Genomic DNA, 23,588 nt, shown 5'->3' with positions numbered 1-23,588 from the left:
GCCGCCTCAGCCGCCGAGGATGCCCTGCAGCACCTGCAGGATCACCGGGGCCAGCACCGCCAGGGCATAGCCGACCAGCGCGGACTTGACGTTGCCCTTCGCCTGCTCGACCTGCGCCGGGTCACCGCCGGCGGCCATGTAGCGCAGACCGCCGATGACCAGGAACATCGTCGCGACCAACGCGATGATGCCCATGACCCAGCCAGTGATGTTGGCGATGACCTGGGCAATGGACTTCGGGCCCCCGCCGGCAGGGGCGGCAGCGGCCAACGCCAGGTCGTTGAGTACAGAGATCGTGTGCATTGCGGCGCTCCACAGGGATGTGTGGGCCGCCGCGGTGGGGACCGGGCGAAGGACCGTGCGGTCCGGTGGGGGCGCTCCTCCCTTGCGCGTAGCGGAGGGTTGCGGTGTCAGTACGCCGCGCCAGCCATGCCGGACCGATGGCCTCGCCGGATGCAAGGTCCCCACCCGGCGGGCATGCCGTGGATGACATGCACCGCCCAGATCTCGGCTGTCAGCTCGGATGAACTCGCCGCCTGCCTGTCACAGCCTGACAAGACCGGTCAGCGAGTCGTCGCCGGCAGGCTCCTTGCCGATCAGCCGCTTGTCGCGCCGTGCTAACTAAGAGGCTGAGGCTGCTGGCCCGGAACGCCTCGGGTACTGCGGCTGGCCTACTTTCCCGAAGGGCTGGTGGTACCAGGTGAGAGCAGTCGTGTACGACCGGTACGGGCCCCCGGAGGGGTTGCGAATCGAGAACCTCCCCAAGCCCTCACCCGCTGCCCGACAGGTGCTCGTCAAGATTGCGGCGACCTCGGTGAATTTGAGCGATTGGGAGACTCTGCAGGGTTCGCCACTGTATTCGCGCATCGGTGGGCTGCGCTCCCCGGCACGCCGGACCCTCGGCTCGGACATCGCCGGATGGGTCGACGCGGTGGGCTCCGCCGTCACTCGGTTCCGACCCGGTGACGAGGTGTACGGCGACAACCTCATGCTCAAGGGCGGTTTCGCCGAGTACGCGATCGCGCCCGAATCGGTCCTGGCCCGCAAGCCCGCCGCCGTGACCTTCGCCGAGGCGTCGGCGATCCCACAGGCGGGCGTGATCGCACAGCAGGGCACCGCGGGCGCCGCAGCCGGCAGCCGGGTCCTGATCAACGGCGCCGGCGGAGGATCCGGCGCATTCGCGATCCAGCTAGCCAAACGACTCGGCGCCCAGGTCACCGGCGTCGACAACGCGGGCAAGCTCGACTTCATGCGGTCCGTCGGCGCGGACGAGGTGATCGACTACCGCAGCCGGGACTTCACCCGCAGCGGCCCGTACGATCTCATCCTCGATCTCGTCGCGCACCGATCGGTGTTCGCCTACCGCCGGGCACTGGTCCCCGGCGGCCGCTACCGGTGCGTCGGCGGATCGGTCTCGGCGCTGCTGCGCGTCCTGACGATCGGCGCGGTGGCCGGCCGGCTCACCCACCGCCGGCTGGGGGTGCTCGCCGTCCGGGAAGGGCCGACCCACTTCGAACCGGTGGCCGATCTCTGCGTGGCGGGTGACCTCGTCATCCACATCGACCGGGCCTTCACGCTCGACGAGACGCCCGAAGCGTTGGCCCACGTGGGTACGGGACGCGCCCTTGGAAAGGTCGTCGTGAGCGTCAACTGACCGGCGACCGCAGATTCTTCCGCGATCGCGCCGCGAACAACCGGACCTGCCGATGAGCGGATGCCACACAGTTACAGGTGCCCTGTGTCGTTGAAGCTGACCAAGGTCGGTGGCCGGTCGGAATCCCACTGCACGATGGTGATCGCGCAGTTGGCCTGGTTGAGGCCAATCCACCGCCACTCCGGGGCGTCAAGCATGTGGCGGACGAACCACCCGATGACGAAGTTGTGCGTGATCAGCAGTTCGTGCCGGTCGGTGTCGCCGGCGACACCGAAGTGTGTGACGGCAGCTTGCAGGGCCCCAGCGTCTTCGTCGCGTTCGTCGTCGGGCACGCCGTCCAGCCACGCATGCCACCGGTCCGGGTATCGGCCGCGTTGCGCGGCGGAGGGCACCGGGGTTCGGTCTGCTACAAAATCGCAGCCGTGTCGCGCCACCTGTGGGAGATGGCCGGCGATGATGTCGGCGGTCTGGGCTGCCCGCGCCAACGGGCTGTGGTGGATCGCCGAAAAAGGCACTGTACGCAGCCGCCGGCCCAGCCGGTCCGCCTGCTCGCGACCGAGTTGCGAAAGGCCTCCATCCGGGGCGTGATCGGACGCTGGATCCTGTTCGCCGTGGCGGACGAGGTACAGCTGCGTACGAGCCATCGTGGGCCACCCTCCGGGTCCTTGTGCGACGAAGGGCACGATAGATCACGGAGGCACGGACGATGGGGCCGAGAACACGGCCATGTTCACTCTTCTGCCGCCGTTGGCGCGCTGCCGGGTGGTGCGGGTCAGGCGCCGAAGCCTGCGTAGCGGCCCCCGTAGCGATGTGCGAGGGCTGCCAGCTGCGCCACCCGGGCATGATGGGCCGGGTCGGGCGGCAGGTCGGGGAATGCTGCGGCGATGTGTCGCCGACTCGGAGGGACAGGTCGCTCGAACGATTGCTCGCTGGCCTGGCCGCCGAGGTCGGCCAAGCTCGCGATGCATGCGGCCACAGCTTCGGGCTCGTTTGGGAGGTCAAGGTAGTAGGTGGTTCGCCGCGGCGACGGCTCGGGATAGTCGCCGTACTCTTCCGACATCGCCCAATGCATGCGTTGGCATAGATCGGCCAGCAAGGCATTCATCTCGCCGGCCGAGGCGCCGTCAGGCAACGCTCCGTGGTCGCTGCGGCGGCTGAGCAGACGGCGCACCAAGTCCGGCGGGAGCTCGTCGGCCATGAGGTGGCCGTGGACAGTCACCAACACGGCGAACAGGGCCTGCAGATCCGACATGGGCAGTGCTCGAGTGGGCGATTTCATGCATGCCACGGTAGTGACCTCGGCTCACCTCATTGCTCGCCAACCTCAGCCGTCACCCGAGATTGAATGCACTGTCATGCCGCGCCGAGGGCGCTGGCATCGAGGTCGAGAGCCCTTCTGTATGCCGTTGCCTGTCGGTGTCGTCTGCTGGCTGCTTCGTATGGTTCCGATCAGGCGGAGCCACGGATGATGAGCTCGACGGGCATGCTGACCCCGGAGGGGATCGTCGCCGTCCATGCGCTGCCGCAGGTGCCGGGTGAGCTGGGGTCGTGTCCGTCGCCTGATGCACCCGCTCAATCGTCGACGGCCTGGACCGCGGCGGCGATCGGCTCGAGCCCCGCGACCAGCTCGTCGATTTTGTCGGCGGTGAGTACGTCGTACGCCGGCGCCGCCAGCTCGTCGGTGAGGGCCTCAATCCGCTCCATGGTCTCCCGGCCGGCGTCGGTGAACCCGCCGGCGGCGCTCACGAGGCCGCGGCCGCGCAGCCTGTCGACGACAGCGGCGAGCTGCGCCTTGGGCAGGTGGTGGGTCCGGCCGAACTCCTCGGCCCTCATGCCGAGGGAGAGAGCGAGGAGGATGTGGGCCTCGGTGCCGCTGATACCGTGGGCGAGGAGGGCGGCGTTGTGGCCGTCCCCGCGGTGCTCCCGCAGCAGGGTCGCCGCGTGCCAGAGCCTGGCCACCGGCTCCGCGGGCACGTCGAGCGCGCGGAGTCCTGCGTACAGCGCTCGGCCCTCGGTCGGCGCGCTGACCGCTGCTCGGGTGGCGAGGTCGGCGACCCGCACCAGATCGGGGGAGTCGGCGAGCTGCCCGATCATCTGCCGCAGCGCGGCGGCGCTGCCCCGCTCGCGCACCGCGATCGCCTCCTGCGGGGTGGTCTTCCCCCAGACCCACGGGATGTGGCGCGCCACCTCGCCGTCGGCGAAGTTGTAAAAGACCGCGTGCACCACCGCGGCCGGTGCGAGCCCCAGCGGCGCGGCCCGGCCCGCGAAGTATCCGTCCCAGTAGTTGCGCATGCCGATGGCCAGGAACGCCTCGTTCGGCACCTCGGAGAAGGTGACGGTGGCGATCGGCTCGACGAGCTCGAACATGCGGTGGACCTTGGTCTGCGGGTGCGTCATCGGTGGCAGCTCCTGTGATCGTGACAGCGCCTTCGTGGACCGCCTCTTACCGTAGCTACGAACAACGCGGCCTGGATACGACAACTCCGGTCGACATCAACCCAGCCAAGATCAGGATTACTCTCATGCCGCGATCCGGGCGCTCCGGCCGGTGTGCCGACCTGCGCGGGTGTTGTCAGGCCGCTCTGGCGGGTTCGCGGCAGTCGGAGGAGCGGGTCGGGTCAGAGAGGTCGCCGCGCGTGACGGCGGCGGCCACGATGCGTTCGGCGCGGCGTCTGCGCATGCGCAGGACCGGTGCGGTCACGCCCCTCTCCGCGGCCAGTTGCTCGATCAGCGCGTCGCCGAAGCGGGTTGCGCTGATCAGCTCGGCGGCTTCGGCCGAGATCAGACCGGCGGCGGCTGCTCGGCCGAGCAGCAGGTCCGGGTGCCCGTAGGGCATCCTCGGCGACCGTGAGCCACTGGGCAGGTCTAGCGGCAGTTCCTCGCCGTTGTCGGGTTTGACGACTGCGGCGCCGGCGCGCCATGCTGCCCAGCACAGTCGCAGCCATAGCCGGGGCGGAGCGAGGTCCGCCGTGCGCAGTGCCTGCAGAAATGCGGCTAGGACTTCGGAGTCCACGTCGTCGGCGTGTCCGGCGTGTCCGCGGCTAATCTTCGCGGCCAGGTGCGTCAACCCGGGTAGAGCCACGCCGATCGCGCCGACGACCCAGGCTGGTCCCCATTCGCGGGCGTGGTGGGCCAGCTGCCGCCACAGCTCGTCAGTGGTGTCGCTGTCGTAGCGCTCGTCCACCAGCAGCTCGCGTAGCTCGTCCAGCGGCATCGTCCTGTCCGGCAGACCTGGCACCGGGCTGGCGTCGAACACTAGCGGCGCGGGTTCGCAGGTCAGCAGTTCGAAGGCCTTCTCGGCGATGGTCAGTGCCGTGTCGGCCGTCCTCGTTTGGGTGGTGGTTGCCATGGTGATGTCCTCTCGACGGAGCGCTTCGCCATGCGCGAAGGCCGAGGCGTCGATTGGGACAGCCTGACCTGACAGCACGAGCGATTGTCCGACCGGGACAGGTTGTGTCCGCTGGTGTCAGGTTCGCGGTGTACCCGACCGCCCGCACGTCCGCTGCCACAAGCTGTCAGGCGCCGCGGTGACTGGTGCTGTCAGGTCGGGGGCGGTTCGGTCGGCCTGTCAGCGGCGCACTGGGGATCGTCAGTACGCCCGCCGGTCCGGGGGCCACCGTGCCGATGACCGATACCAACCGTTACAGCGCGCCGCTCCCGGTGGGGGACGTGGTGCCCGGCGACCCGCCCGTGCCGATCACCGTCTGGCCGGTTCCCGCCCCGCAGCCGGGCGAGACCATGTCCAACGCGATGGGGGTCCGGCTGGTCCACAACCTCACCCACCCGTCCGACCTGATCATCGACCTGGCCGACGGGCCGCAGCTGGCCTGCGCCATCATCGCCGCACACCGCCGCAGCCACCTGCAAGCAGCCCGCCAAGGTGAATGGGGGCCCGAGGCGGCGACGCTGATCGTCACCGGATGGCCAGTCGACAACACCGCGTCACCGGTCGAGTTCTTCGGCCGCTGCCACGCCAGCCTCGTGCCGGGCGGCTGCGTGGCGGTGCTGCTGCCGCACGGCGACGTCGTCCTGCCCGTCGATGTCGTCCTCGCCGCCAAGCGGGTCGGGCTGGCGTACCTGCAGCACGTCGTGGCGGCCGACCGGCCGCCCCGGCGTGGCCCGCACGCGCAGCTGGACATCCACACCGACGTGCTGATCCTGACCCGCTCACACCACGCGCAGGCGGGAGGCGGCGGCGATGCCTGAGCCTCTGCCGATCACCTCGGTGTGGCTGACCTGCCAGCAGCCGTCGCGCGACCAGCGGCGGGGCCGGTACGTGCCGGAGTCGTCTACGCACCCGGGGAAGATGCTGCCCCACCTCGCCGCACACGCCATCGCCGCCTACACCGCCCCGGGGGACCTGGTGCTGGACCCGATGTGCGGGTCGGGCACCACGCTCGTGGAGGCCATGCACCTCGGGCGGTACGCGCTCGGTGTGGACATCGAACCGCGATTCGCCGCCTTGGCGGCGGCCAACGTTGCCCTCGCTGCGTCCCAGGGCGCTGGCGGCATGGCGAAGGTGATCACCGGGGATGCGACCGGCCTGCTGGAGCTCGCTCCGGCGTCGGCGGTCGGTGAGGTCGGGCTGGTGCTCACCTCTCCGCCGTACGGGCGGTCCACCCACGGGCTTGTTCGAGTTACTGGCGCCGGGGTCAGGAAGCGGGCGCACCTGTACGGCGACCGCCAGCGGGGCAACCTTGCCTACGTCGGATGGTCGGGCCTGCTCGACGGGTTCGCCGCGATCCTGGCCGCCAGCTATCAGCTGCTGCGCCCCGGCGGCACGGTGGTCATCACCTGCCGACCGGTACGGCGCCGCCCGGACGACTTCATCGACCTGCCTGGCGAGTTCCTGGCCGTGGCTCAGTCGGTGGGGCTGATTCCGGTGCAGCGGTGCGCGGCGATGCTCGCCGCCGTCCGCGACGGGCAGATCGTGCACCGCGCCTCGATGTTCGGGCTGATGGCGGTACGCAAGTCCAGGGCCGAGGGCGTGCCGGTGCACCTTGTCGCCCATGAGGACGTGCTCGTCCTGCGGCGAGGCGACCCAAGTTCCCACATCACGCCCGCTACAGCCTGACATCAGGTGAGCCGAGGCTGTCAGGTCCTGCCAGACGGCAACACCTGACAGCCCAAGCCACACCAGCATTGCCGGCGGTTAGCTTGAAGCCTCTTCTCCTTATTCCTGCTGCTGATCTGCTGCTTTCCACGACGGCATCGCGCCCACCCTTCCCGGTCGGCCGCCGTCCACAGGCTCAGATCCCAGCAGTCATGACCCGCCCCTCGCCTCAGCTGCGAACGGGCCTGGCACCCCTGTCCCTGAAGGCGGCCACCACCCGGTGGCCGCCTTCCTTCGTGATCCAAGGAGGGCACATGCTTCGTCCCACCCAGTACCGAACAGACGGCCATCTCCGCGCTGAGCCGCACAGCGCAGCCCTGCCCGATCTCCTTACCGATGTCACCGCACCCGTCGGCGTAGACCAAGGATCCAGCCGAGCAAACGACAGGGCCACCGTCCGGTTGGCCTCCTGCGCCGCGCGGATCACCAGGATCCGTTCGACCGCCGCCGACACTCGGGCGGCGCAGCCATGACCAACGCCCACTTGGCGGAGCAGATCCGCACTCTGCACACCGAAACGATCGCCGCCATCGAACAGCGGCAGGCCCTCGCTGCCGAGGCCCGCTCCGCTATCATCGCCGCCCTGCGGAACCGGCTGATCTGCCGGCCCGGCTGCGAGGACGCCCTCGCCACCTGGGGCTTGGCACCACTGCCGCACCGATGGACCGTCTCCGCTGGCGCCCAGCTGTCGCACACACGAACCCACGCCGGCCTGGGTGAGGCCCGCGAGCAGGCACGCTTCGGCGTGCCAGACGAACTGCGCCTCCTGGAGCCGGCGATGGCGGTCTACCCGAGACACGTCATCGACGTGACACCCGCCCCGCCAGAGAATGGCCAGCCCGATCCGCGGCGGTACCGCATCACCGTGCAGGTCACCGTCCAGACATGGGTCACCACAACCCGCGAAGCGCAGGCGCTCGGCGCCGCTGCCACGATCGTGGAGAGCCACCTGCCTGCGCTGGCTGACGCCGGCATCTCCCTGACCGGGCTCAGGTGGCAGGGCACCGACGGCCCGGACGACCTCCCGGTGGACGACATCGCCACCGAGGCGCCGCCTGTGTCCGGCGCGGTGCAGCTGACCGGCGTTGATGACCTCCCCGCCGCGACGGCGGCACGGGACGCGGCGATGCAAGACCTCGGCGCGCTGCGGCGCAGCATCCGCGCCCGCGCCATCCGCGCACTGGTCGACGACGAAATCGGTGGCTGCTATCAACGGACCGCTGAGCGGGTCAGCGAGTTCCTGGTCGATCTCGGGCTCGCCGGCCTACCTCGGGCACACCACGTCACGGTCGTCGCCGATGTGACGCTGCGGCTCGCCGCCGGCACCGTCCCTGAGGCCTGCGACGCGGCCCGGGACGTGATGCGGACGATCACGACCGACAGTCCGGACGAGGCACGGCCGTGGACCGCGTACGGCTGGGCCGTCCCGGAGCACGCCACGGTCGACCAGGACGGATGGCGTGTGCCGTGGCGGCACGAGTACGACATGTGGCTCCGCGGCCACGCCACCTCCGCCGATGCGACCGCAGCCGCCGAGGTCCTCGTCCGCAACGACCTGACCCGCGCGCTGGCCGACGTCGAGCACACCCCGATCACCCTGACCGCCAACGTCGAGGGCGCCGGTGTCGACCTGTACCTGGACCCCGACCGCGACTGAACCGTCGAGCGCCCCGAGCGGCTGCTCGTGCGCCTACCTCGGAAAGCCAGCAGTGCGTCGAGCCCAGCCGACGCGCATGAGCGGCTCGTCCCGGCTTGCCGAACTTCCGGATATCGCCGACACGAAACCCGTACTGGAGATCATCATGTCGTTCCCCGACAACAAGTTGACCGTGCGATCACCGGCCGACCTGGTGGCCGCCGTGCCCTACCTCCTCGGCTTCCGTCCCAGCGACGGCAGCATCGTCGTCATCGCGACCAGGGACCGGCGGATCATCTTCGCCGCCCGCGGTGACCTGCCCGCCCCCGACGCCCCCGCAAACCAGATCCTCGACGTCGCCGCCAACCTGATACCGGTCCTGCGGCGGCAGCAGCCGATCACCGACCTCATGATCGTCGGATACGGAGCCGAGCACATCGACCCGGCACTCCTGAAGGTCAGCGAGGCGCTCACCGCCAGCGGCATGCCGCTACTTGAACTGCTGCGGGTCACCGGTGCGCGGATCTTCAACCTCACCTGCGACAACCCCGACTGCTGCCCACCGCAGGGCACCCCATTCGACCCCACCGCCTCGCTCATCGCCGTGCAGGCAACCGCCGCCGGGCAGGTCGCACTACCAAACCGGGCAGCCGTAGCCGCCCGGTTCGCACCCGTCGACGGCGCCGCCCGCGACAGCATGCGCCGCGCCACCACCGAGGCGGTCACCCGCCTGACAACGCTGAGCGCCGCCGGCGAGGCCGCCGCGGACGAGGCCGGCGCCCGTGCGGTCCGCAACGCGCTGCGCAAGCACGACGACGGCAAGCGCCTCACCGACGACGAAGTCGCCTGGCTCACCCTGCTCCTGAAACGCCCATCGGTGCGGGACCTTGCCGTAGACCTCACCCAGCCGCACGACCCGCACGTCACGTTCTGGGCCGACATCACCCGCCGCGCCGAGGAGACGCTCGTGCCAGCATCGGCCACCCTCCTCGCCATCACCGCATGGCGCTGCGGAGACGGAGCCCTCGCTGGCATGGCAGCAGACCGCGCCCTGCAGGTCGACCCCGAATACCGGCTCGCCCACCTGCTGCTGCAGACCCTGCACGCCGGACTCCCACCAACGGTGCTCGAGCAGGCCATCGCCAACGCCCGAACCAACCCCTCGGCCCAGTAGCCGGGCGCCCCCCAACAACAGGAGGACTCCGATGGATCCCACCCGCAGCATCCTGCTCGCCCTCGCCAGACATGCCGAAGAAGCCCGACTACGCTGGCACGCCGAACGCGCCGCAGTGCGAGCCCGCGGCGAAACCCCGGCCCGCAGCGAGGCCCACGCCTACCACGTCCAAGCCAACCTGTGCCTGATCACCGCCATCGGCGCCGCCGACCTGCCGAAGAACTTCCGCATCTACGACATCACCCTGTCCCGCGACCCCCTTGCCGCGGCTGAGCAGCTGCGTCAGGTCGCCAACGGCTACGACCACAGCGGCCCGATCGAGGCCGCACACGAACCGGCGCGGCTGGCCTACAAGGCGGCCTTCGCCGAATCCGTGACCGCACAGGAACAGCAGTACATCGACCTGCTCACCGGCCTTCCCGCCGCCCGCCGCGACAAGATCGTCGACCTCGCCGAGCAACGCGCCCGTCAGCCCGAGGCATGAGCCCGAGCGTCCGGCGACCCCACCGGGCCCCATCTGCCGCTCTGCGCGGCACCACCCGCGCAACTCCTGCCGGACCCCTTTCGGCCGAGCAGCTCTGTGGAAGGAACCGATGAGTCTCTACACCCTCGCACCCAAACCCGGCTTCGACCGCTACACCATCCAGGTCGGCTGGAACCCACACCGCACCTACTTCGCAACCGTCGTCGACTTCGCCTGGGACCCGGTCACCGATCCCGAAAACGAACCCGACACCGTCCGGCTCGGTCTGCTCGAGACGATTCTCGACCCGACCGAAGTGCTCCTGGCCGTCGCACCCTACGCCGACATCCCCGCAGACCTGGCCGCCACACTACGCGCCGACCAGGCCGCGCACCCCGTGCGCCACTAGCACGAACACCCGCGGCCGGCCGGCGCACCTCGACACCATCCGGCCAACATCGCGTTCGCCACAGCACCCTCTGATCCGCCGGTCGTGGCCAGGTCGTCTCGTCAAGGCTCGGTGCCGCCGGCCATCTCGCCCCAGCCGGCACACCGGCGCAACTCCACCGATGTCCCCACAGCCGTGCCCCTAACGATCGGCACAAGAAGCAAAACGGCCCGCCACAAGGCGGGCCGTCGTCGTATCAGGACCCGGGACGCACCGCCTAGGAAACGAACGCGTCCCGGGTTCTCCATAGAGATGGAGGACTCCAGTGTCCCTACCACTGATCATGATCGCCACCGCGTTGGTGGCATTCACCCTCGGCGGCCTCACCATGTGGCCATCCATCCGCCGACTCCGCAACCGGCTCACCGACGCCACCTGGCAGCTCGAACATGACCCGGTCACCGGCATGCTCAACCGCGCCGGCCTGCTCGCCGCAAACGCCGCCCTCGCCGAGGCCGCCTCCTCTCAGCCGATCATCGTCGTCCTGATCGACCTCGACGACTTCAAACCAGTCAACGACACCCACGGCCACGACCGAGGCGACGACATCCTGGCGGCCATCGGTCGCCGCATCGCCGACATCGCCGCACTCCACGGCGGCACCGCCGCCCGGCTCTCCGGCGACGAGTTCGCCGCACTGCTGCCCGTCCGCACCGCCGATCTGACCCGCATCGCCGACACCTTCGTCGCACTCATCGCCCAGCCCGTCGGCCTCACTACCCACGGCGCACCCGGCATGGTCACCGTCACCGCCAGCGTCGGCATCGCCCTAGCCGAGAGCACCGACCCGTTCGAAGAGGTGGCCCTCCGCCGCGCCGACATCGCCATGTACCACGCCAAACACGACGGCCGGAACCGCCACGTCATCTACGAGCCGGGGATGGCGATGCCCGACGTCGGGCGCCGCCGAGGACCGCGCCTGCGCGACCGCCGGCTGAGCAACGAGGCGACGGCATGACCGCGGCGCGCGAGGAGATGGCCTGCCACATCTGCCTCTTCCCACTGAACACCCTCGGCACACCGCCCACCTACGTACACCCAATCCAACTCGCCACCGACGGCCACCAACCAGTACCCGTCCCAGTCAGCCAACTCGACACCGTCAACCGTCACTGCGACTTCTGCGGCGACCCGTACCCCGCATGGACGCTCGTCGGCGGCGAAGTCACCGCCGTAGCCATCGGCGCCGCTGCAGGACTGGTGCAGAACCTCGGCCACGCGTGGGCGGCCTGCGCGACGTGCCAGACCTACATCGACGACGACAGAACCGAAAAGGTCGTCGACCGGGCGATGCAAGCGTTCGGCCTCGGCGACCACCCGCAGATACGAGAGCGCATCGAGGAACTGCACCAGGCGTTCCTGAACGCCCGGCAACCTGGACGGACGCTCATCACGACCACCGCCTGGCCCGCCACCGTCATCACCGCACGCGAGCTGCCCAAGGTACGCGACCGGCTCACCCGCTTCTACCGAAGCGAGGACAGCCTCCCAACCGCGCTCGCTATCGCCGAAACGCGCCACGACATCGCCGCCGGCCTGGACCGAGCAGGCCTGTTCTGGATCGACGACGACTTCACCGACCTCGCCGAGTACGCCGCAGAGAAACTCCCTGACGTCACCATCAACCGCGACCTCATGCCCTCCACCGACGGACTGCTCGTATGGTCGCGCCCGGTGACGCCCCGGCAGATCACCGCCGCCTCCTGGACCACCACCAGCGACGGCTGGCTCCTGATCAACTACCGAGCCATCGGCGGAGGCTTGGACGGCAAACCGCTACAGCGACTCCGCGAACACGTAGGCTGGCTCGCCCCGATGAACACCGCTCAAGTGCACGAGCAACACGTGCTGCCCGGCACGCAGCCAGCGGCAGCCCTGCTCGCGACATGGCTGCTGATCGTGCAGCAGGCCGCAGAGGTCACGACAGCCGAGGCCGACAAGGCGACTCGGAAGACCTACGCCCGCACCAAACGACCTTCACCCGAGGTGCGGATCGTCCGCCTCCGCGCCAACCGCAGCACCACGCCGACCGGTATCCGATCGGCGCCGGGCGACCTGGGAAGTCCCCAAGCCAGGCGCTTCTGGGTGTCCGGCCACTGGCGCAACCAGCCATACGGCCCAGGCAGAGCACTACGCCGCCCCGTCTACATCAACCCCTTCCTCAGAGGCCCCGACGATGCGCCGATCAAGCTCAGTACAACCGTACGCATGCTCAGCAGCCATAGAACCAAGCCGGACGACTAGGAGTAGACACCGATGATCACGTGGGGCAGGGCGGAAACCCCTGCCCCACGTACGTCGAGAGCTACGGGAGCACCTCGATCCGCGGCTCGTCGAGGACCGCGTCGAAGGATCCGTAAATCGTGAATGACGACCTTTCCTCTGCTTGATGTCATCGCCACAGAACGGAGGGTCAAGGCAGTCGGCCGAAGCCGTCTGACCCAGCGACCGGCGCAGCAGGGCGCTCTCCCCAGCGGGCCATCGTTGCCCCGTTGTCCGCCGCGCCCGCCGGACAACCCTCGCCGCCCGTAGAAACGAAGCAACGTTTCCCGCAGGGAGGTTGCTATGAAGGCTCTTCGCAGAGGCTGGCTCTGGCCGCGCGTCGTCGTGACGGTCTGGGCCGCGACGGCACTGCTGTTCGTCGGCGGCGCCCCGGCAGTTGCGTCCACGGGGGTCGGGTCGTACCCCTGGCAGTACAACTGCAGCGGGTACTACGTCGGCCCGCCTACGTCCACCTACGCCATCCACTTTGGCACTGGCCCGACGCTCGGATGGCTCAAAATTCACTACTCGAGCGGCTGTCAGACGACCTGGGGGCACTTCGCCTCGGCCGACACGAACAAGTGGACGATCAACGCGTCGGTCTGGCATCCCGGCCAGCCATCGCAAGAAGAGTGGACCGAGTTGAGCCCTGTCTGGTACGACACCCGGATGCTCGGCACGTCGCGCGGGCAGGAGACCTGCATCGGAGCGCAGGTCTACGTCCGCAACGGTCCATGGATCGGGTGGTACTTCGCTGGATGCTGGACCCAATAGCCCATCACGACAGATATCGCGAATGGGACCACTCCCGAAAGGGGGCGGTCCCGGTCGATAGCGGCAGGACCGGCACGTCGCCAAGCCACAGAGCAGACGCGCCGACATCCCCGTCGTACTGCGTCAACCGGCCGGCACCGTCGAGGCTAATGATCTGATACCGCTGGACCAGTGCTGGCTTCAGCGACACCGGCCGTGCTCCGGCGACTCTCCTCGCCGGCAGCGGAGCTGGATCTCCACCCGGTGTCGCAGGTATTCGTCCTGCGACGAGCGGGCGATCGCGATCGCTTGACCCGACCAGTGTATGCAGGCCCGAGGGTATGCGCGACCACACAGCCGCAGGCCGGGAAGCAGACAGCGGCGCCCAGGCGCCGGCGGCGCCCGCGGCCTCGGCGGCGCTACCAGTCTCGAGGTGGTCGAGCAGCGCGAGTCGGACGCGGCGACGGCCGAAGGTGGTGACCGCAGGGCCGACAAGATCCCGCACGAAGCTGGGGTCAGGTTCGTGGACAGCGGCACGGATGAGCGGTGCGAACCACTCCTCCGGACGGGGCTGGCATCACCGACCCGCCCGCCGCGATCGGCGATGGCGCTCCGGCGGCACGGTGAGCGCGCTGACGCCGAGCCCGGCTGTTGCAGAGATCGTGGTGCTCCGACACCGGAGGCTCAGCGCCGATCAGGGGCAGAAGTTGCCGCAGCAGCGCTTCGTACCCGGCCGAGCGGTCGACAGTGCGGCCGGGCAACGGCTGGCACGCGAGCGGGCATTCGTGCATCGATGCCATCGACGCACCCTACCCGCCGCACCCGGCAGCGCCAGCTACCTCGTGCCGCGCCCGGAGCGCGGCGGTAAACCGCCGCGAGGGCCGGACAACCCGCCGGGTCGGTACAACGAATCGCGTGAGCCGGCGTCGTACGAGTCGCCGGCCGCGACGGAAGCAGGAGGACGAGTATGAACATGATCGCGCGGGAGCGCACGCGTCGCGCGGGGGCGGCCCTGATCACCCTCGTCGTGGCGGCGGCCGGGATCCTTTCAGGACAGCGGCCAGCGCATGCGGACAGCGTGTGGGCCATGGGCGGGTCCGTCATCATCAACGTCCAGACCGGCGCCAAGGACACCAGCAACCACACCCAGTGGGTCAGTTCCATCTACATCCAGACCGGCACCGCCGCCGACAACTCCTACGGGTGCGGCACTTTCGAGGCGTGGACCCAAGGGTTCTACGCGCAGGCCGAACGTTGTGAGGCCGCGTACTGGACGATCAATCGCTGGGTGGAGAACGGCAACTACGTCTGCGGCGCGTTCGACGACTTCGGCGGGTGGCCCCGGCGGATCGCCTGCATCGCGATCCGAGTCTGAACCGCGGCGCCGGCCAGGAGCCAGCGCTGGACTCCACGCTGTACGGTGGCATCACGCACAGTGGTTGTGTGGTGACGTAGTAGGGCGGCTGATGTCAGCAGCCCTACCCACTCACCCGCGCAGCAGGGAGCCGGTGATGCCTCGTCCGGAACGTCCCCTCCACCCGGAACTGGATCCGCTTCACGCGTTCGCGCAGCGGCTGCGAGACGCGCGGCAGGCAGCCGGCAGCCCGAAGTATGAGGCGATGGCCCGCCAGACCCGCCGGTCGAGCACCGCACTGTCGGAGGCGGCTGGAGGCGACCACCTCCCCACCTGGGAGACGGTGGTCGCCTACCTGTCGTACTGCGGACAGGACCCCAACGCCTACCGTGTGGAATGGGAGCGGGTTCGGGATCTCCGCGAGACAGCGCGCCCCCTGCTGCAACCGGTAGACCTTTCCCGGGTGTCGAACCTGCCCCGACGACCGACCGGACTCTTCCTCGGCCGCCACCACGTTCTCGACGAGCTGCACCGTCATCTCGAACCTGACGCACAGCGCGTGGGTGTGGCGATCTTCGGACTCGGCGGGGTGGGCAAGACCGAACTCGCCCTGCAGTACGTCGAAGGGCAACGATCCCGGTACAGCTGTGTGTGGTGGGTAAGCGCCGACACCGAGGAAAACCTGACCAAGGAACTCGCGGAATTCGCCCGTACCGTTCAGCCGGACTGGCCAGTCTGGGGCAGCGCCGCCGACGCGGCGGCATGGGCGCTGCGCTGGTTCACCTCCCATGACGACTGGCTTCTGGTACTGGACAACGTCACCGAGCCGTCCACCATCGCCGGTACGCTCGCGGCTGCCGTGCGCGGCCGGGTGATCGTCACCAGCCGCCGCGAGTTGGACTGGGCAGCCCTGAGCCTGGCTCCGCTGCGGCTCGACGTGCTCTCCCGGCCGGCCAGCATCGAGATGCTGCTCCAGCGGTCGAAGCGCCACGCGGAACGAGCCGAGGTCGCAGAGTTGGCTGGCGACCTGGCCGATCTGCCGCTGGCGTTGACGCACGCCGGGGCGTACCTGGTGGAACGCCGCCACGTCACGGCGGCAGAGTACCGGCGGCGCCTGGCCCAGCAGCCCGCCGCAGTGCTCGGCGCGCGCATCCTGGCCCACCCGGCCGACGACCCGGTCGCCCGCACCTGGCAAGTGACGATCGAGGCAATGCGGGCCGACGCCCCGTTGTCAGTCACCCTGCTGGACGTCCTGGCGTATCTGGCTCCCGTCGCCGTGCCGGTCGAGCTGATCGCCGGCATCGCGCGGGACCCCGTCGCGGTCGACGATGCCCTCGCTGTGGCTGCCTCGTATAGCCTCGTCACCCGGTCCGAGTCAGAGGTCAGCGTGCACCGGCTCGTGCAGACAGTGATCCGGGCGCACCACCAGAGCAGCGCACACTGCGCCCGAGCGGTTGACCTGCTGCTGACCGCCCTGCCAGAGGGCGATCCGGAGGCTTCGGTGCAGGCATGGCCACGGTGGGCCCGGCTGGTGCCGCACATCGAAGCGCTGGCCGGTCTGCTGCGCCGGGCACCCCACCCGAATGATGACCTGATCGTGCGTGCCACTGGCTTGTTCGGTCCCTGCGCTCTCTATCAGCGGGGACAGGGCCGGTACCTCTCGGCGCTCGCGCTGTTGCAGCAGTCCAGGGACCTGCTGCTGGAGATCCTCGGTCCGGCCGAACCCGCCACCGTGACCGCCACCTACCTGCTCGCCGGCGGGCTCTGGTCAGCCGGGCGGTTCGCCGAGGCGATGCGGCTAGGAGAATCGACCTGGCACGCCCGTCGCCGGCTGCTCGGCCCGGAGCATCCCGACACCCTCGCCAACGCCAGCCATGTGGCACTCGGGTACCGGGAACTCGGCCGTCACGAGGAGGCGCTCACGCTGAGCGCGTCAACGCTCGCCACCCGCGAGAAGGTCCTCGGCGCAGACCACCCCGAGACGCTGCAGTCCCGCAACATCCTGGCGGGATGCCACCGAGCGCTGGGCGAGCACGACGAGGCGCTTGCGCTGTACGAGTCGACGTTGGCGGACCGGCTCCGGGTGCTGGGAGCCGCACATCCGGATACGTTGCAGTCCCGGCACAACCTCGCCGGCGGGTATCTGGCCGTCGATCGCAGCGACGAGGCCATCGCCTGCTACGAGGTGACGCTGGCCAGCCGGCGCGCTGTCCTGGGTCCCGAGCATCCCGACACGCTGCACACCCAGCATCTCCTGGCAGCTGCGTACCAGCAGGTCGGGCGCAGCGCGGACGCCGCCACGTTGTACGAGGCGACGCTGCGCAGCCGACGGCGGCTGCTGGGCCTGGATCATCCGGACACCCGCAAGACCGAAACGGCGCTCCTTCGGGCCAGGGAGGAAGCCGATCCCGCTGGCTGAGGCGCCGCCGCGGTAACGCTCACCGCGACGGTGGTGAGGTGTCCGTCGCCCGTTCGGTCAGCCGGGTTGTCCGCTGCCAGGGGCGGACAACCAGGAAGGCCCGTAGAACCGAAGGCATGACGTTCGATCCGCGTCTCCCGGGCAGACCGGCTACCGGCCGTGCCTCTCGCCCCGGCAGCACGACGGCGCGGGCGACGCCTGCCCCGGCGACACACCGGTGCGAACGCCCCGGGGCCCGGCCGGCCCTCAGTGCGGGGCCCGAATCCCAAGGAGCAACGATGTCGAGCAAAAGAGCATGGCGGACAATGCTCGCCGCCAGCGCAGCCGTCCTCACCGCCATCGGTCTGACCCTGTCGGCGGCCACAACGCCCGCTTCCGCGGCAGCCGCCCGCAGTGCGGTCTGGGTCGGATCGCCGATCAACGGCAGTTGGGCGATGTGGGACGGGGCATGCCCGGGCGCGGTGTACCCCTCCAGTGCCTGCAGCTGGCCAACTGTGCACCACACCTTCCGCAACGGCATGCCCTACGTCGGCGACTGGAGTGTCGACCTCGGCGTTGGCGCCGGCCAGGACGTGCTGCTGTACGCGGCGCCCAACGACACCTGGCGGACGATCAGCGCAAAGGTCGAGACGATCGTGCTTGCCTGCGCCGTCCGCAGTGGCGAAACCTACGAGCAGACTCGCGCCCGCGGCGGCAACGCCGTCGTCGTCGGCCTCTACGAAGGCGGCACCCGCATCGGCTGGGTCACCTACACCCACGTCAACCCGGCCGTCGGCGCTGGGCAGTGGGTCGACCGATGGGGCACACGCATCGGCACGGTCGGGGCCTACACGCCGAACAGTTGTTGGACCGGCGTCCATCTGCACGTCGAGATGACCAACGAGACCAACTACTCCTGCTTCAACAACGGTTGGGGCTCCGGACAGGCCATGAGCCGGACCAACTTCATCGGCTTCCTCGGCGGTGCCTATCGCACCGCGCCCCGCCAATCCTGCCCGTGACGGTCACTGCAGCAGCCGCCGGACCGGGAGGCACTCCCGTCCGAAGCATCCCGGCCCGTCGGCTGCTGCAGCGTGGGCAGCAGCACGTTGTTGAGTAACAGCCGTCTGTACCGCGACCGGTGCCCGCGCTGCGGCAGTCTGGCTCGTAGTTACGGCTCGCCGGCCTGACCGGGCTTACCGTTGGCTCCGGAAGGCCCCCCACTCGCCGGTCCATATCGCGAGGTCGTGTACCCAGCTCTCGGTGCTCTGCCGGGACCTGGCAGACCACTTCGACGCGTTTCTTGACGCGAAGTCATCCAAGACCTTGCGGTCAGCCGCCGTCCATGCGGGAAACTGCGCCAGCCAGTTTTCCGCCTGTTCGGCGCTGTGGCCGCTGCCGATCAGCCACTGGGCGAGCAACGCGAGTTCTACCCACGGCGCGGCCTTGGTCGCCCACGCCCAGTCGACGATCCGTAGGCCATGCGCGGTCACGATCAGGTTGGCGGGATTGAGGTCGGAGTGGATGAGCGCCTCGCCGTCCATCGCGGGGTGGGTGAATCCGAGCCGGGCTGCCGGCGTGAACCATGGCTCGCCTGGCGCGGGGGTCCCCTGGAGTTCCGTCAGTGTGACGGCGAGTAGATCGAGGTCCCCGCTGTCGAGTGACAGGTTGGGGTGGGGACCGGCAAGATGCTCGGTCCCCACCACCAGCCAGCCATCGGACTCGAAGTGCCACAGGACTGCGGGCGGGTGCCGGTCGATGGCCTGGGTTGCCGCCAGCTCGTAGCGCAGTGACCGAACGCTCAGCTCGCCAAGGGCGGCCTTGACGAAGACCTGTCCGGCTGGCCCAGTGACCGTGGAGGCGATCTCCGCGTGGTTGCCGCTGGAAGCCGGGGTTACGTCGAAGGCTCCGCCGACCCGTTCGGCGATCCCGGCCGCGACGCTCTCTGGCAGAGCGGTCCAGTCGCTACGCATCGTCCTCCTCTCTACTACCTGCCGGGCTGAGGTGGGTTCGGCGGGCAGCAGGATTCTGCCTCGCCGCCCCAGAATTCCATGTCGACCCGGTAGCCGGTGTCGTGCAGCGCCGCGAGCGTGTAGGCGATGGCGGTGCCGTCCTGCATGGCCTCGGTCAGGATCGGCCGGTGGTGCACGTAACCGCCCGCAATCTGGTCGCAGGCGGCGGTGTAGGGCTCACTGATCTGGAGGGCGGCGTGCCATACGGCGTCGACCGGCCGGGTCGGCACGACCCGGTAGGACTCGCCGGTCGGCAGGAGCATCCCGAAGTCGCGCTTGTCCACGCGGTCGGCGTACGCCCTCAAGAAGACGAGGAACTGCCCGACCGCACGCTCAGCGTAGGTCTGGGTCACCTCGTGCCTGACAGCGAAGTAGCGGGCAATCTTCTCGAACACCTCAGCCGAGACGAGGGCGCGGGGGTCCGCGGCAAGCGCCGAGAGTGGTCTGTCTGCGGTGATAGTCAATGCTCCTCCTTCATCCTGTGCGGGTCTGCGAGGCCGGCCGGTCATCGGAGCACCTTCCAGCCTGAGTTGCGTCCGTGCATGTCATGCCGTAGCGCCCCGTCCCCACACTGACCCGTCGACCTCGTGGAGTGAATGCCGAGCATGCGGACGAAGTTGTTGTCCGCATATGCGCCGCCGATGAGCTTCTCCCATAGCTGCGGATCTCAGTGTTCTTGCTTGCGTTGCACTGAATACTGAGTGACCCTTTGTGGGCGATATCCATGCTGCTAATCGCCATAGTGGCGCGACAGGCCGAGAAGGCGGGTGCTATGGGTCAGGCCCCACGGACGCTTCAGCCGTACCTGTCCGAGCGCCACTTCTTCGGCGCCGAGTTGCGTCGGCTGCGTGAGCGGGCCAACCTCTCGCAGGCGCGACTCGGCGTGGCGATCCGGTTCAGCGCCGACCTGGTGCGTCGCGTCGAGACAGCGGATCGCTTTCCATCTCGGGAATTCGTCGAAGCCTGCGACAGCGCCTTGGCGGCCGGCGGGGCCTTGACCCGTCTGTGGCCGCTTCTCGAGGCAAGTCGCGCCGACGAGGGTAAGCGGACGTCTTCCACGAGCGGTCCTACCAACGCCGTGGCAGCGCTGCCTGCCCATTTGGCGAACACGCCCGGGGTAGCAGACATGGTGGCTCGTGTTCCCTTCCAGCCAGGCGTTCTCGATCGCGTAGCGCTGGATTGGCTGAACGCCTCAGCGGGACCCTGTCCGTCCGCGGCCGGACGAGCTGGTTCGGCTGATCAGGTCTGTGAAGAGGATCTTCACTCCGCTGAGGCCGCTCTGGCGATGTTCCGGGAGTTGGATCACACCCACGGTGCCGGACAAGTCCATACCCAGGTGCAGCGGTACGTCGAACGCAAACTGAATCGGCTACTGGTCAGCCCTCCCGCCTCGGCGGCGATCGGTCGGCACCTCTACACCCTGGCGGCGGGATTCTTCGAACTGTGCGGATACCAGGCGGTCGACACGGGCGTTCACGGTCTCGCGCAGCGCCGCTACCTACGCGCGTTACGGCTGACGCAGGCCGGCGGTGACCGCCTCTTCGGCGGCTATCTGCTTGCCGTGAACATTGGCGACCTGGCGTTGCACTGTGGTCACCCTGAGCCCGCGCTGCGGGTGGCCCTCGCGGCGGTCCGGGGAAGTGAGGCCCAGGCGACGCCAGCCGTCACAGCCGCCCTGCACGCTGTCGTCGCGCGAACACACGCTCGCCTTGGACGCGAGGGCGACTGCCTGGCCCACGTCGATATCGCGGAGAGGCAACTGGCACGCAGCAAGCCCGAGGACGAGCCAGCCTGGATCCGGTACTTCACCCCTGCGTACCTCGCGGACGAAATCGCCCACTGCTTCCACGACCTGGGCCAACCGCAGCAAACCCAACGGCACCTGGTCGATGCCCTCACCGAGCTGAGCCCCACACACGTCCGCCGGCTCTCCATCGACACCGCGCTCCTGGCCTCGTCGCTAACCGCCGACGGCAAGCTCGACGAAGCGTGCGCCGCCGCCCGGGCGGCGGTGGACCACGCCGCCCGGATCACCTCGCACCGCTGCTTGCAGCGCATCGTTGAGGTACAAGCCGACCTCGAGCCCTACCGGTGCGAGCCGGAGGTTCGCGAATTCGGCGATTACGTCCGCGAGCAGCTACCGCTGGCAGCCCTGTGATCCCCGCTGCCGACCACGGCAGCCGCCGTCACCGAACGGTAGTGAGCCAGCTCTGCCTCCAACGCCGCACCCGCCCGGCTGGACGTCGCCACGTAATGGCCAACATCGGGAAGTAGCAACAACTCGTGCCTTACACCGAGAGCCGCCAAGTCGTCGGCAAGCTCCCGCACATCCTCGACCACGGCCACCTCGTCCGCCGTGCCGTGAATGAATAGAACAGGGCGCCGAACAGTGGCGGCACGGACCCGCCCCGCGCCACCACGCAGCCGCGTAGCGTGTGCCCGCTGGAACCGAGGCACCGTTTCCGCCCACTGGCCCGGATCAACGATCGCAGACACCGCGGTGGCGGCAGCGAACGGCCCATCCTTGGACACGGCATGCAGCGCCGTGTATCCCCCCGCACTGGCACCACGGATAAAGACCTGGCCCGGGACCGCTCGCCCCGTCTCCACCAGGTGGTCTGCTACAGCCGCACAGTCATCCACGTCATCCAAGCCCCACCTGCCGTACAGCGACTCCCGGAAGCTGCGGCCATACCCCGTGCTGCCCAGATAATCGACGTCGACCACGGCGAAGCCGCGGCTGGTAAAGAACTGCGCCTGCCAGTCCAGACGCAGCAGGCAGGAGGCGGTGGGCCCAGGATGCGCCCGAACGATTAGCGGGGCACACCAGTCCGCCGCCGAACCCGTCGGGGGGTACACCAGGGCAACCACCTCACGGCCACCGGGTACACGGATCCGCAGTTCCGTCGGCGTGGACGCCTGCGCCTCAGAAAGCTCTGCATGCTCCGACCTGGCGACCACCTCCAACCGGGGATGGCCATCGGCAAGGTGCACCACCGCAACTTGCGGGGCCGCAGTTGGTGACGACCCGATCAGCGACACTGTCATGCCCTGCGCCGCCAGGTAGGGCTTGATCGAGGTGTAGGGAATGTTGACGGGGCGAACGGCACCGTCAGGCTCGATGACGACGAGGCGGTGCCGCGGCCCCTCCTGCACCACGATGGCGATCCGGCCATCGGCAAGGAAGTCGTACGAGGCGTAGCCCAACTCCCACGGCTCCGCGGCACACTCACCCGCGATTGGCGCCACCGCCTCGATCGCGTCGCCGTTCCACCGATACAGGTTCCACCAGCCGCTGCGGTCAGACATGAAGTACAGCGCCCTGTCCGGCCCCCAACGCGGCTCCAGCGCCGACTCATTAGAGCCACCGGCGACCTTCCTCGGACTTCCGATGTCCCCGCCGGGCAAGTACGGAGCCACCCACACCTCGCAGGCGTCCCAGGGCATGTCGCGCTCGCTCCATGCAACCCAGGCCAACAGCCCGGGGCCCTGTCTAGGTGCACCAAGAAAGCTGGTTGATGCGACGAGCGCCCGAACCTCTGCACGGGCCGCCAGCAAGATCCCGACGATCTCGTCGCCCTGCTCTGATTCGCGCACCGCCAACAACTCGCCATCACCGACGGTAAGGTCCCCGAAGCGCCCCTGGGTAATCAGCTCGAGCTGATCGCTGCTGCGACGGCTCCGGTGCAGGCCCGCTTCGCCGATACACCACAGAGTGTCTTCGACGACAGCAAAAGTGCCGCCCCCGTACGCGTGGACGCTACTGGTGACGTCGAAACCCTCAGGACTGATGCTCCGGGTGCCCTCGCCGGGCCGCCACCTCGTCACGGTTCCGCGCCCGCCAGCTTCGGGCCGAGTCTCCAGCCAATACAGAGCGCGGTCGCCAGCACGAAGCTGATCGAAGCTCGTAGAGGCACGGACGGCGTCTTCCACCGACAAGGCGGCGAAGTCTTCGGCCAAGCTCACGGGCTCCTCTCCATCAACGTCAGACTGCGGTACAAGGGGCAGCCCATGGGTCTGAGGCGTCGATACGAGCCGCGCACGTTGCGTGTCACGTGCAGGCATCCACGCTCCTTAGGCACCGTCCGACTCTACGCCCGAAGCTCGCCCCGGCCGCTGGACATCCCCACCCGCGCCCCGCTGCGTCATGTTGTCGGCGAATGCCTATGCGGACAGCAATCTTGTCCGCATTTCCGGTGTCGACCAGGTCGCCTATCCACGCGACGCTTATGCGGAGCGCAATTCACCAGTAAGGAAGCGACAACTGCCATTACCGCAAGAGAACTGCTAACTCCTCGGATGGGCAAGATGCATTTGCAGG

At 69.0% G+C, this 23,588-nt stretch carries 22 protein-coding genes; 14 read left to right on the top strand and 8 right to left on the bottom strand.

What is annotated here, in order from left to right; translation table 11 throughout:
* Positions 1 to 6: 6 nt before the first annotated feature.
* On the bottom strand, positions 7 to 303 hold the full coding sequence (locus ABZ452_RS21625) for a pilin (protein ID WP_357945675.1): 297 nt from the start codon (positions 301 to 303) through the stop codon (positions 7 to 9).
* 409 nt (positions 304 to 712) lie between these two features.
* On the opposite strand from ABZ452_RS21625, the gene ABZ452_RS21620 reads away from it, so the two are divergent.
* On the top strand, positions 713 to 1,654 hold the full coding sequence (locus ABZ452_RS21620) for an NAD(P)-dependent alcohol dehydrogenase (protein WP_357945673.1): 942 nt from the start codon (positions 713 to 715) through the stop codon (positions 1,652 to 1,654).
* A gap of 71 nt (positions 1,655 to 1,725) precedes the next feature.
* On the opposite strand, the gene ABZ452_RS21615 is transcribed toward ABZ452_RS21620, so the two are convergent.
* The 4 genes from ABZ452_RS21615 to ABZ452_RS21600 all read right to left on the bottom strand — a co-directional run bounded on the left by ABZ452_RS21615 (position 1,726) and on the right by ABZ452_RS21600 (position 5,003).
* Complete coding sequence (locus ABZ452_RS21615) at positions 1,726 to 2,298, bottom strand: histidine phosphatase family protein (RefSeq protein WP_357945670.1); 573 nt, start codon at positions 2,296 to 2,298, stop codon at positions 1,726 to 1,728.
* A gap of 128 nt (positions 2,299 to 2,426) precedes the next feature.
* Entirely contained in the window at positions 2,427 to 2,906 is a 480-nt protein-coding gene (locus ABZ452_RS21610) for a hypothetical protein (protein ID WP_357945667.1), read from the bottom strand.
* Positions 2,907 to 3,226: 320 nt separating this feature from the next.
* Entirely contained in the window at positions 3,227 to 4,021 is a 795-nt protein-coding gene (locus ABZ452_RS21605) for a helix-turn-helix domain-containing protein (RefSeq protein WP_357945665.1), read from the bottom strand.
* A 205-nt stretch (positions 4,022 to 4,226) separates the two neighbouring features.
* Positions 4,227 to 5,003 carry a hypothetical protein gene (locus tag ABZ452_RS21600; protein WP_357945661.1) on the bottom strand — a complete coding sequence of 259 codons (777 nt, stop codon included), beginning with the start codon at positions 5,001 to 5,003 and terminating at the stop codon, positions 4,227 to 4,229.
* Positions 5,004 to 5,278: 275 nt separating this feature from the next.
* Between ABZ452_RS21600 and ABZ452_RS21595 the strand changes: the two genes are divergently transcribed.
* The 12 genes from ABZ452_RS21595 (at position 5,279) to ABZ452_RS21540 (ending at position 18,277) form a co-directional block, all read left to right on the top strand.
* A complete protein-coding gene (locus tag ABZ452_RS21595) occupies positions 5,279 to 5,860 on the top strand; it encodes a hypothetical protein (RefSeq protein WP_357945658.1) in 582 nt (193 codons plus the stop codon).
* A complete protein-coding gene (locus ABZ452_RS21590; protein WP_357945656.1) occupies positions 5,853 to 6,728 on the top strand; it encodes a DNA methyltransferase in 876 nt (291 codons plus the stop codon). Before ABZ452_RS21595 ends, ABZ452_RS21590 begins: the two co-directional genes overlap by 8 nt.
* A gap of 523 nt (positions 6,729 to 7,251) precedes the next feature.
* Positions 7,252 to 8,424 carry a hypothetical protein gene (locus ABZ452_RS21585; protein WP_357945654.1) on the top strand — a complete coding sequence of 391 codons (1,173 nt, stop codon included), beginning with the start codon at positions 7,252 to 7,254 and terminating at the stop codon, positions 8,422 to 8,424.
* Positions 8,390 to 9,577 carry a DUF4192 domain-containing protein gene (locus ABZ452_RS21580; RefSeq protein ID WP_357945652.1) on the top strand — a complete coding sequence of 396 codons (1,188 nt, stop codon included), beginning with the start codon at positions 8,390 to 8,392 and terminating at the stop codon, positions 9,575 to 9,577. Before ABZ452_RS21585 ends, ABZ452_RS21580 begins: the two co-directional genes overlap by 35 nt.
* Positions 9,578 to 9,608: 31 nt before the next feature.
* Positions 9,609 to 10,061, top strand: a complete 453-nt coding sequence (locus tag ABZ452_RS21575) for a hypothetical protein (protein WP_357945650.1) — start codon at positions 9,609 to 9,611, stop codon at positions 10,059 to 10,061.
* Between the two features lie 109 nt (positions 10,062 to 10,170).
* A complete protein-coding gene (locus ABZ452_RS21570; RefSeq protein WP_357945647.1) occupies positions 10,171 to 10,449 on the top strand; it encodes a hypothetical protein in 279 nt (92 codons plus the stop codon).
* A gap of 304 nt (positions 10,450 to 10,753) precedes the next feature.
* Positions 10,754 to 11,446, top strand: a complete 693-nt coding sequence (locus tag ABZ452_RS21565) for a diguanylate cyclase (protein WP_357945644.1) — start codon at positions 10,754 to 10,756, stop codon at positions 11,444 to 11,446.
* Entirely contained in the window at positions 11,443 to 12,732 is a 1,290-nt protein-coding gene (locus tag ABZ452_RS21560; protein ID WP_357945641.1) for a hypothetical protein, read from the top strand. Before ABZ452_RS21565 ends, ABZ452_RS21560 begins: the two co-directional genes overlap by 4 nt.
* A gap of 321 nt (positions 12,733 to 13,053) precedes the next feature.
* The gene (locus ABZ452_RS21555) at positions 13,054 to 13,524 is read left to right on the top strand and encodes a hypothetical protein (RefSeq protein WP_357945638.1); all 471 of its coding nucleotides are present in this window, start codon (positions 13,054 to 13,056) and stop codon (positions 13,522 to 13,524) included.
* Positions 13,525 to 14,470: 946 nt separating this feature from the next.
* On the top strand, positions 14,471 to 14,878 hold the full coding sequence (locus ABZ452_RS21550) for a hypothetical protein (protein ID WP_357945635.1): 408 nt from the start codon (positions 14,471 to 14,473) through the stop codon (positions 14,876 to 14,878).
* 136 nt (positions 14,879 to 15,014) lie between these two features.
* Entirely contained in the window at positions 15,015 to 17,276 is a 2,262-nt protein-coding gene (locus ABZ452_RS21545) for a tetratricopeptide repeat protein (RefSeq protein WP_357945633.1), read from the top strand.
* A gap of 305 nt (positions 17,277 to 17,581) precedes the next feature.
* Positions 17,582 to 18,277 (top strand): hypothetical protein, encoded by a 696-nt coding sequence (locus tag ABZ452_RS21540; RefSeq protein WP_357945630.1) that lies wholly within the window; start codon positions 17,582 to 17,584, stop codon positions 18,275 to 18,277.
* A gap of 174 nt (positions 18,278 to 18,451) precedes the next feature.
* Here ABZ452_RS21540 and ABZ452_RS21535 read toward each other — a convergent pair whose 3' ends face one another.
* Both ABZ452_RS21535 and ABZ452_RS21530 read right to left on the bottom strand, forming a co-directional pair.
* Positions 18,452 to 19,228 (bottom strand): phosphotransferase, encoded by a 777-nt coding sequence (locus ABZ452_RS21535; protein WP_357945628.1) that lies wholly within the window; start codon positions 19,226 to 19,228, stop codon positions 18,452 to 18,454.
* Between the two features lie 14 nt (positions 19,229 to 19,242).
* On the bottom strand, positions 19,243 to 19,731 hold the full coding sequence (locus ABZ452_RS21530; RefSeq protein ID WP_357945626.1) for a hypothetical protein: 489 nt from the start codon (positions 19,729 to 19,731) through the stop codon (positions 19,243 to 19,245).
* 308 nt (positions 19,732 to 20,039) lie between these two features.
* Here ABZ452_RS21530 and ABZ452_RS21525 point away from each other — a divergent pair, with 308 nt between their 5' ends.
* Positions 20,040 to 21,425, top strand: a complete 1,386-nt coding sequence (locus ABZ452_RS21525; protein WP_357945623.1) for a helix-turn-helix transcriptional regulator — start codon at positions 20,040 to 20,042, stop codon at positions 21,423 to 21,425.
* Here ABZ452_RS21525 and ABZ452_RS21520 read toward each other — a convergent pair.
* Complete coding sequence (locus ABZ452_RS21520) at positions 21,389 to 23,233, bottom strand: prolyl oligopeptidase family serine peptidase (RefSeq protein WP_357945621.1); 1,845 nt, start codon at positions 23,231 to 23,233, stop codon at positions 21,389 to 21,391. The two genes, ABZ452_RS21525 and ABZ452_RS21520, sit on opposite strands and share 37 nt — an antisense overlap.
* Positions 23,234 to 23,588: the final 355 nt, after the last annotated feature.

The sequence above is a fragment of the Micromonospora sp. NPDC005707 genome (assembly GCF_040631005.1).
Taxonomy (GTDB): Bacteria; Actinomycetota; Actinomycetes; order Mycobacteriales; family Micromonosporaceae; genus Micromonospora.
This window is presented reverse-complemented; position numbering and strand designations above follow the sequence as displayed.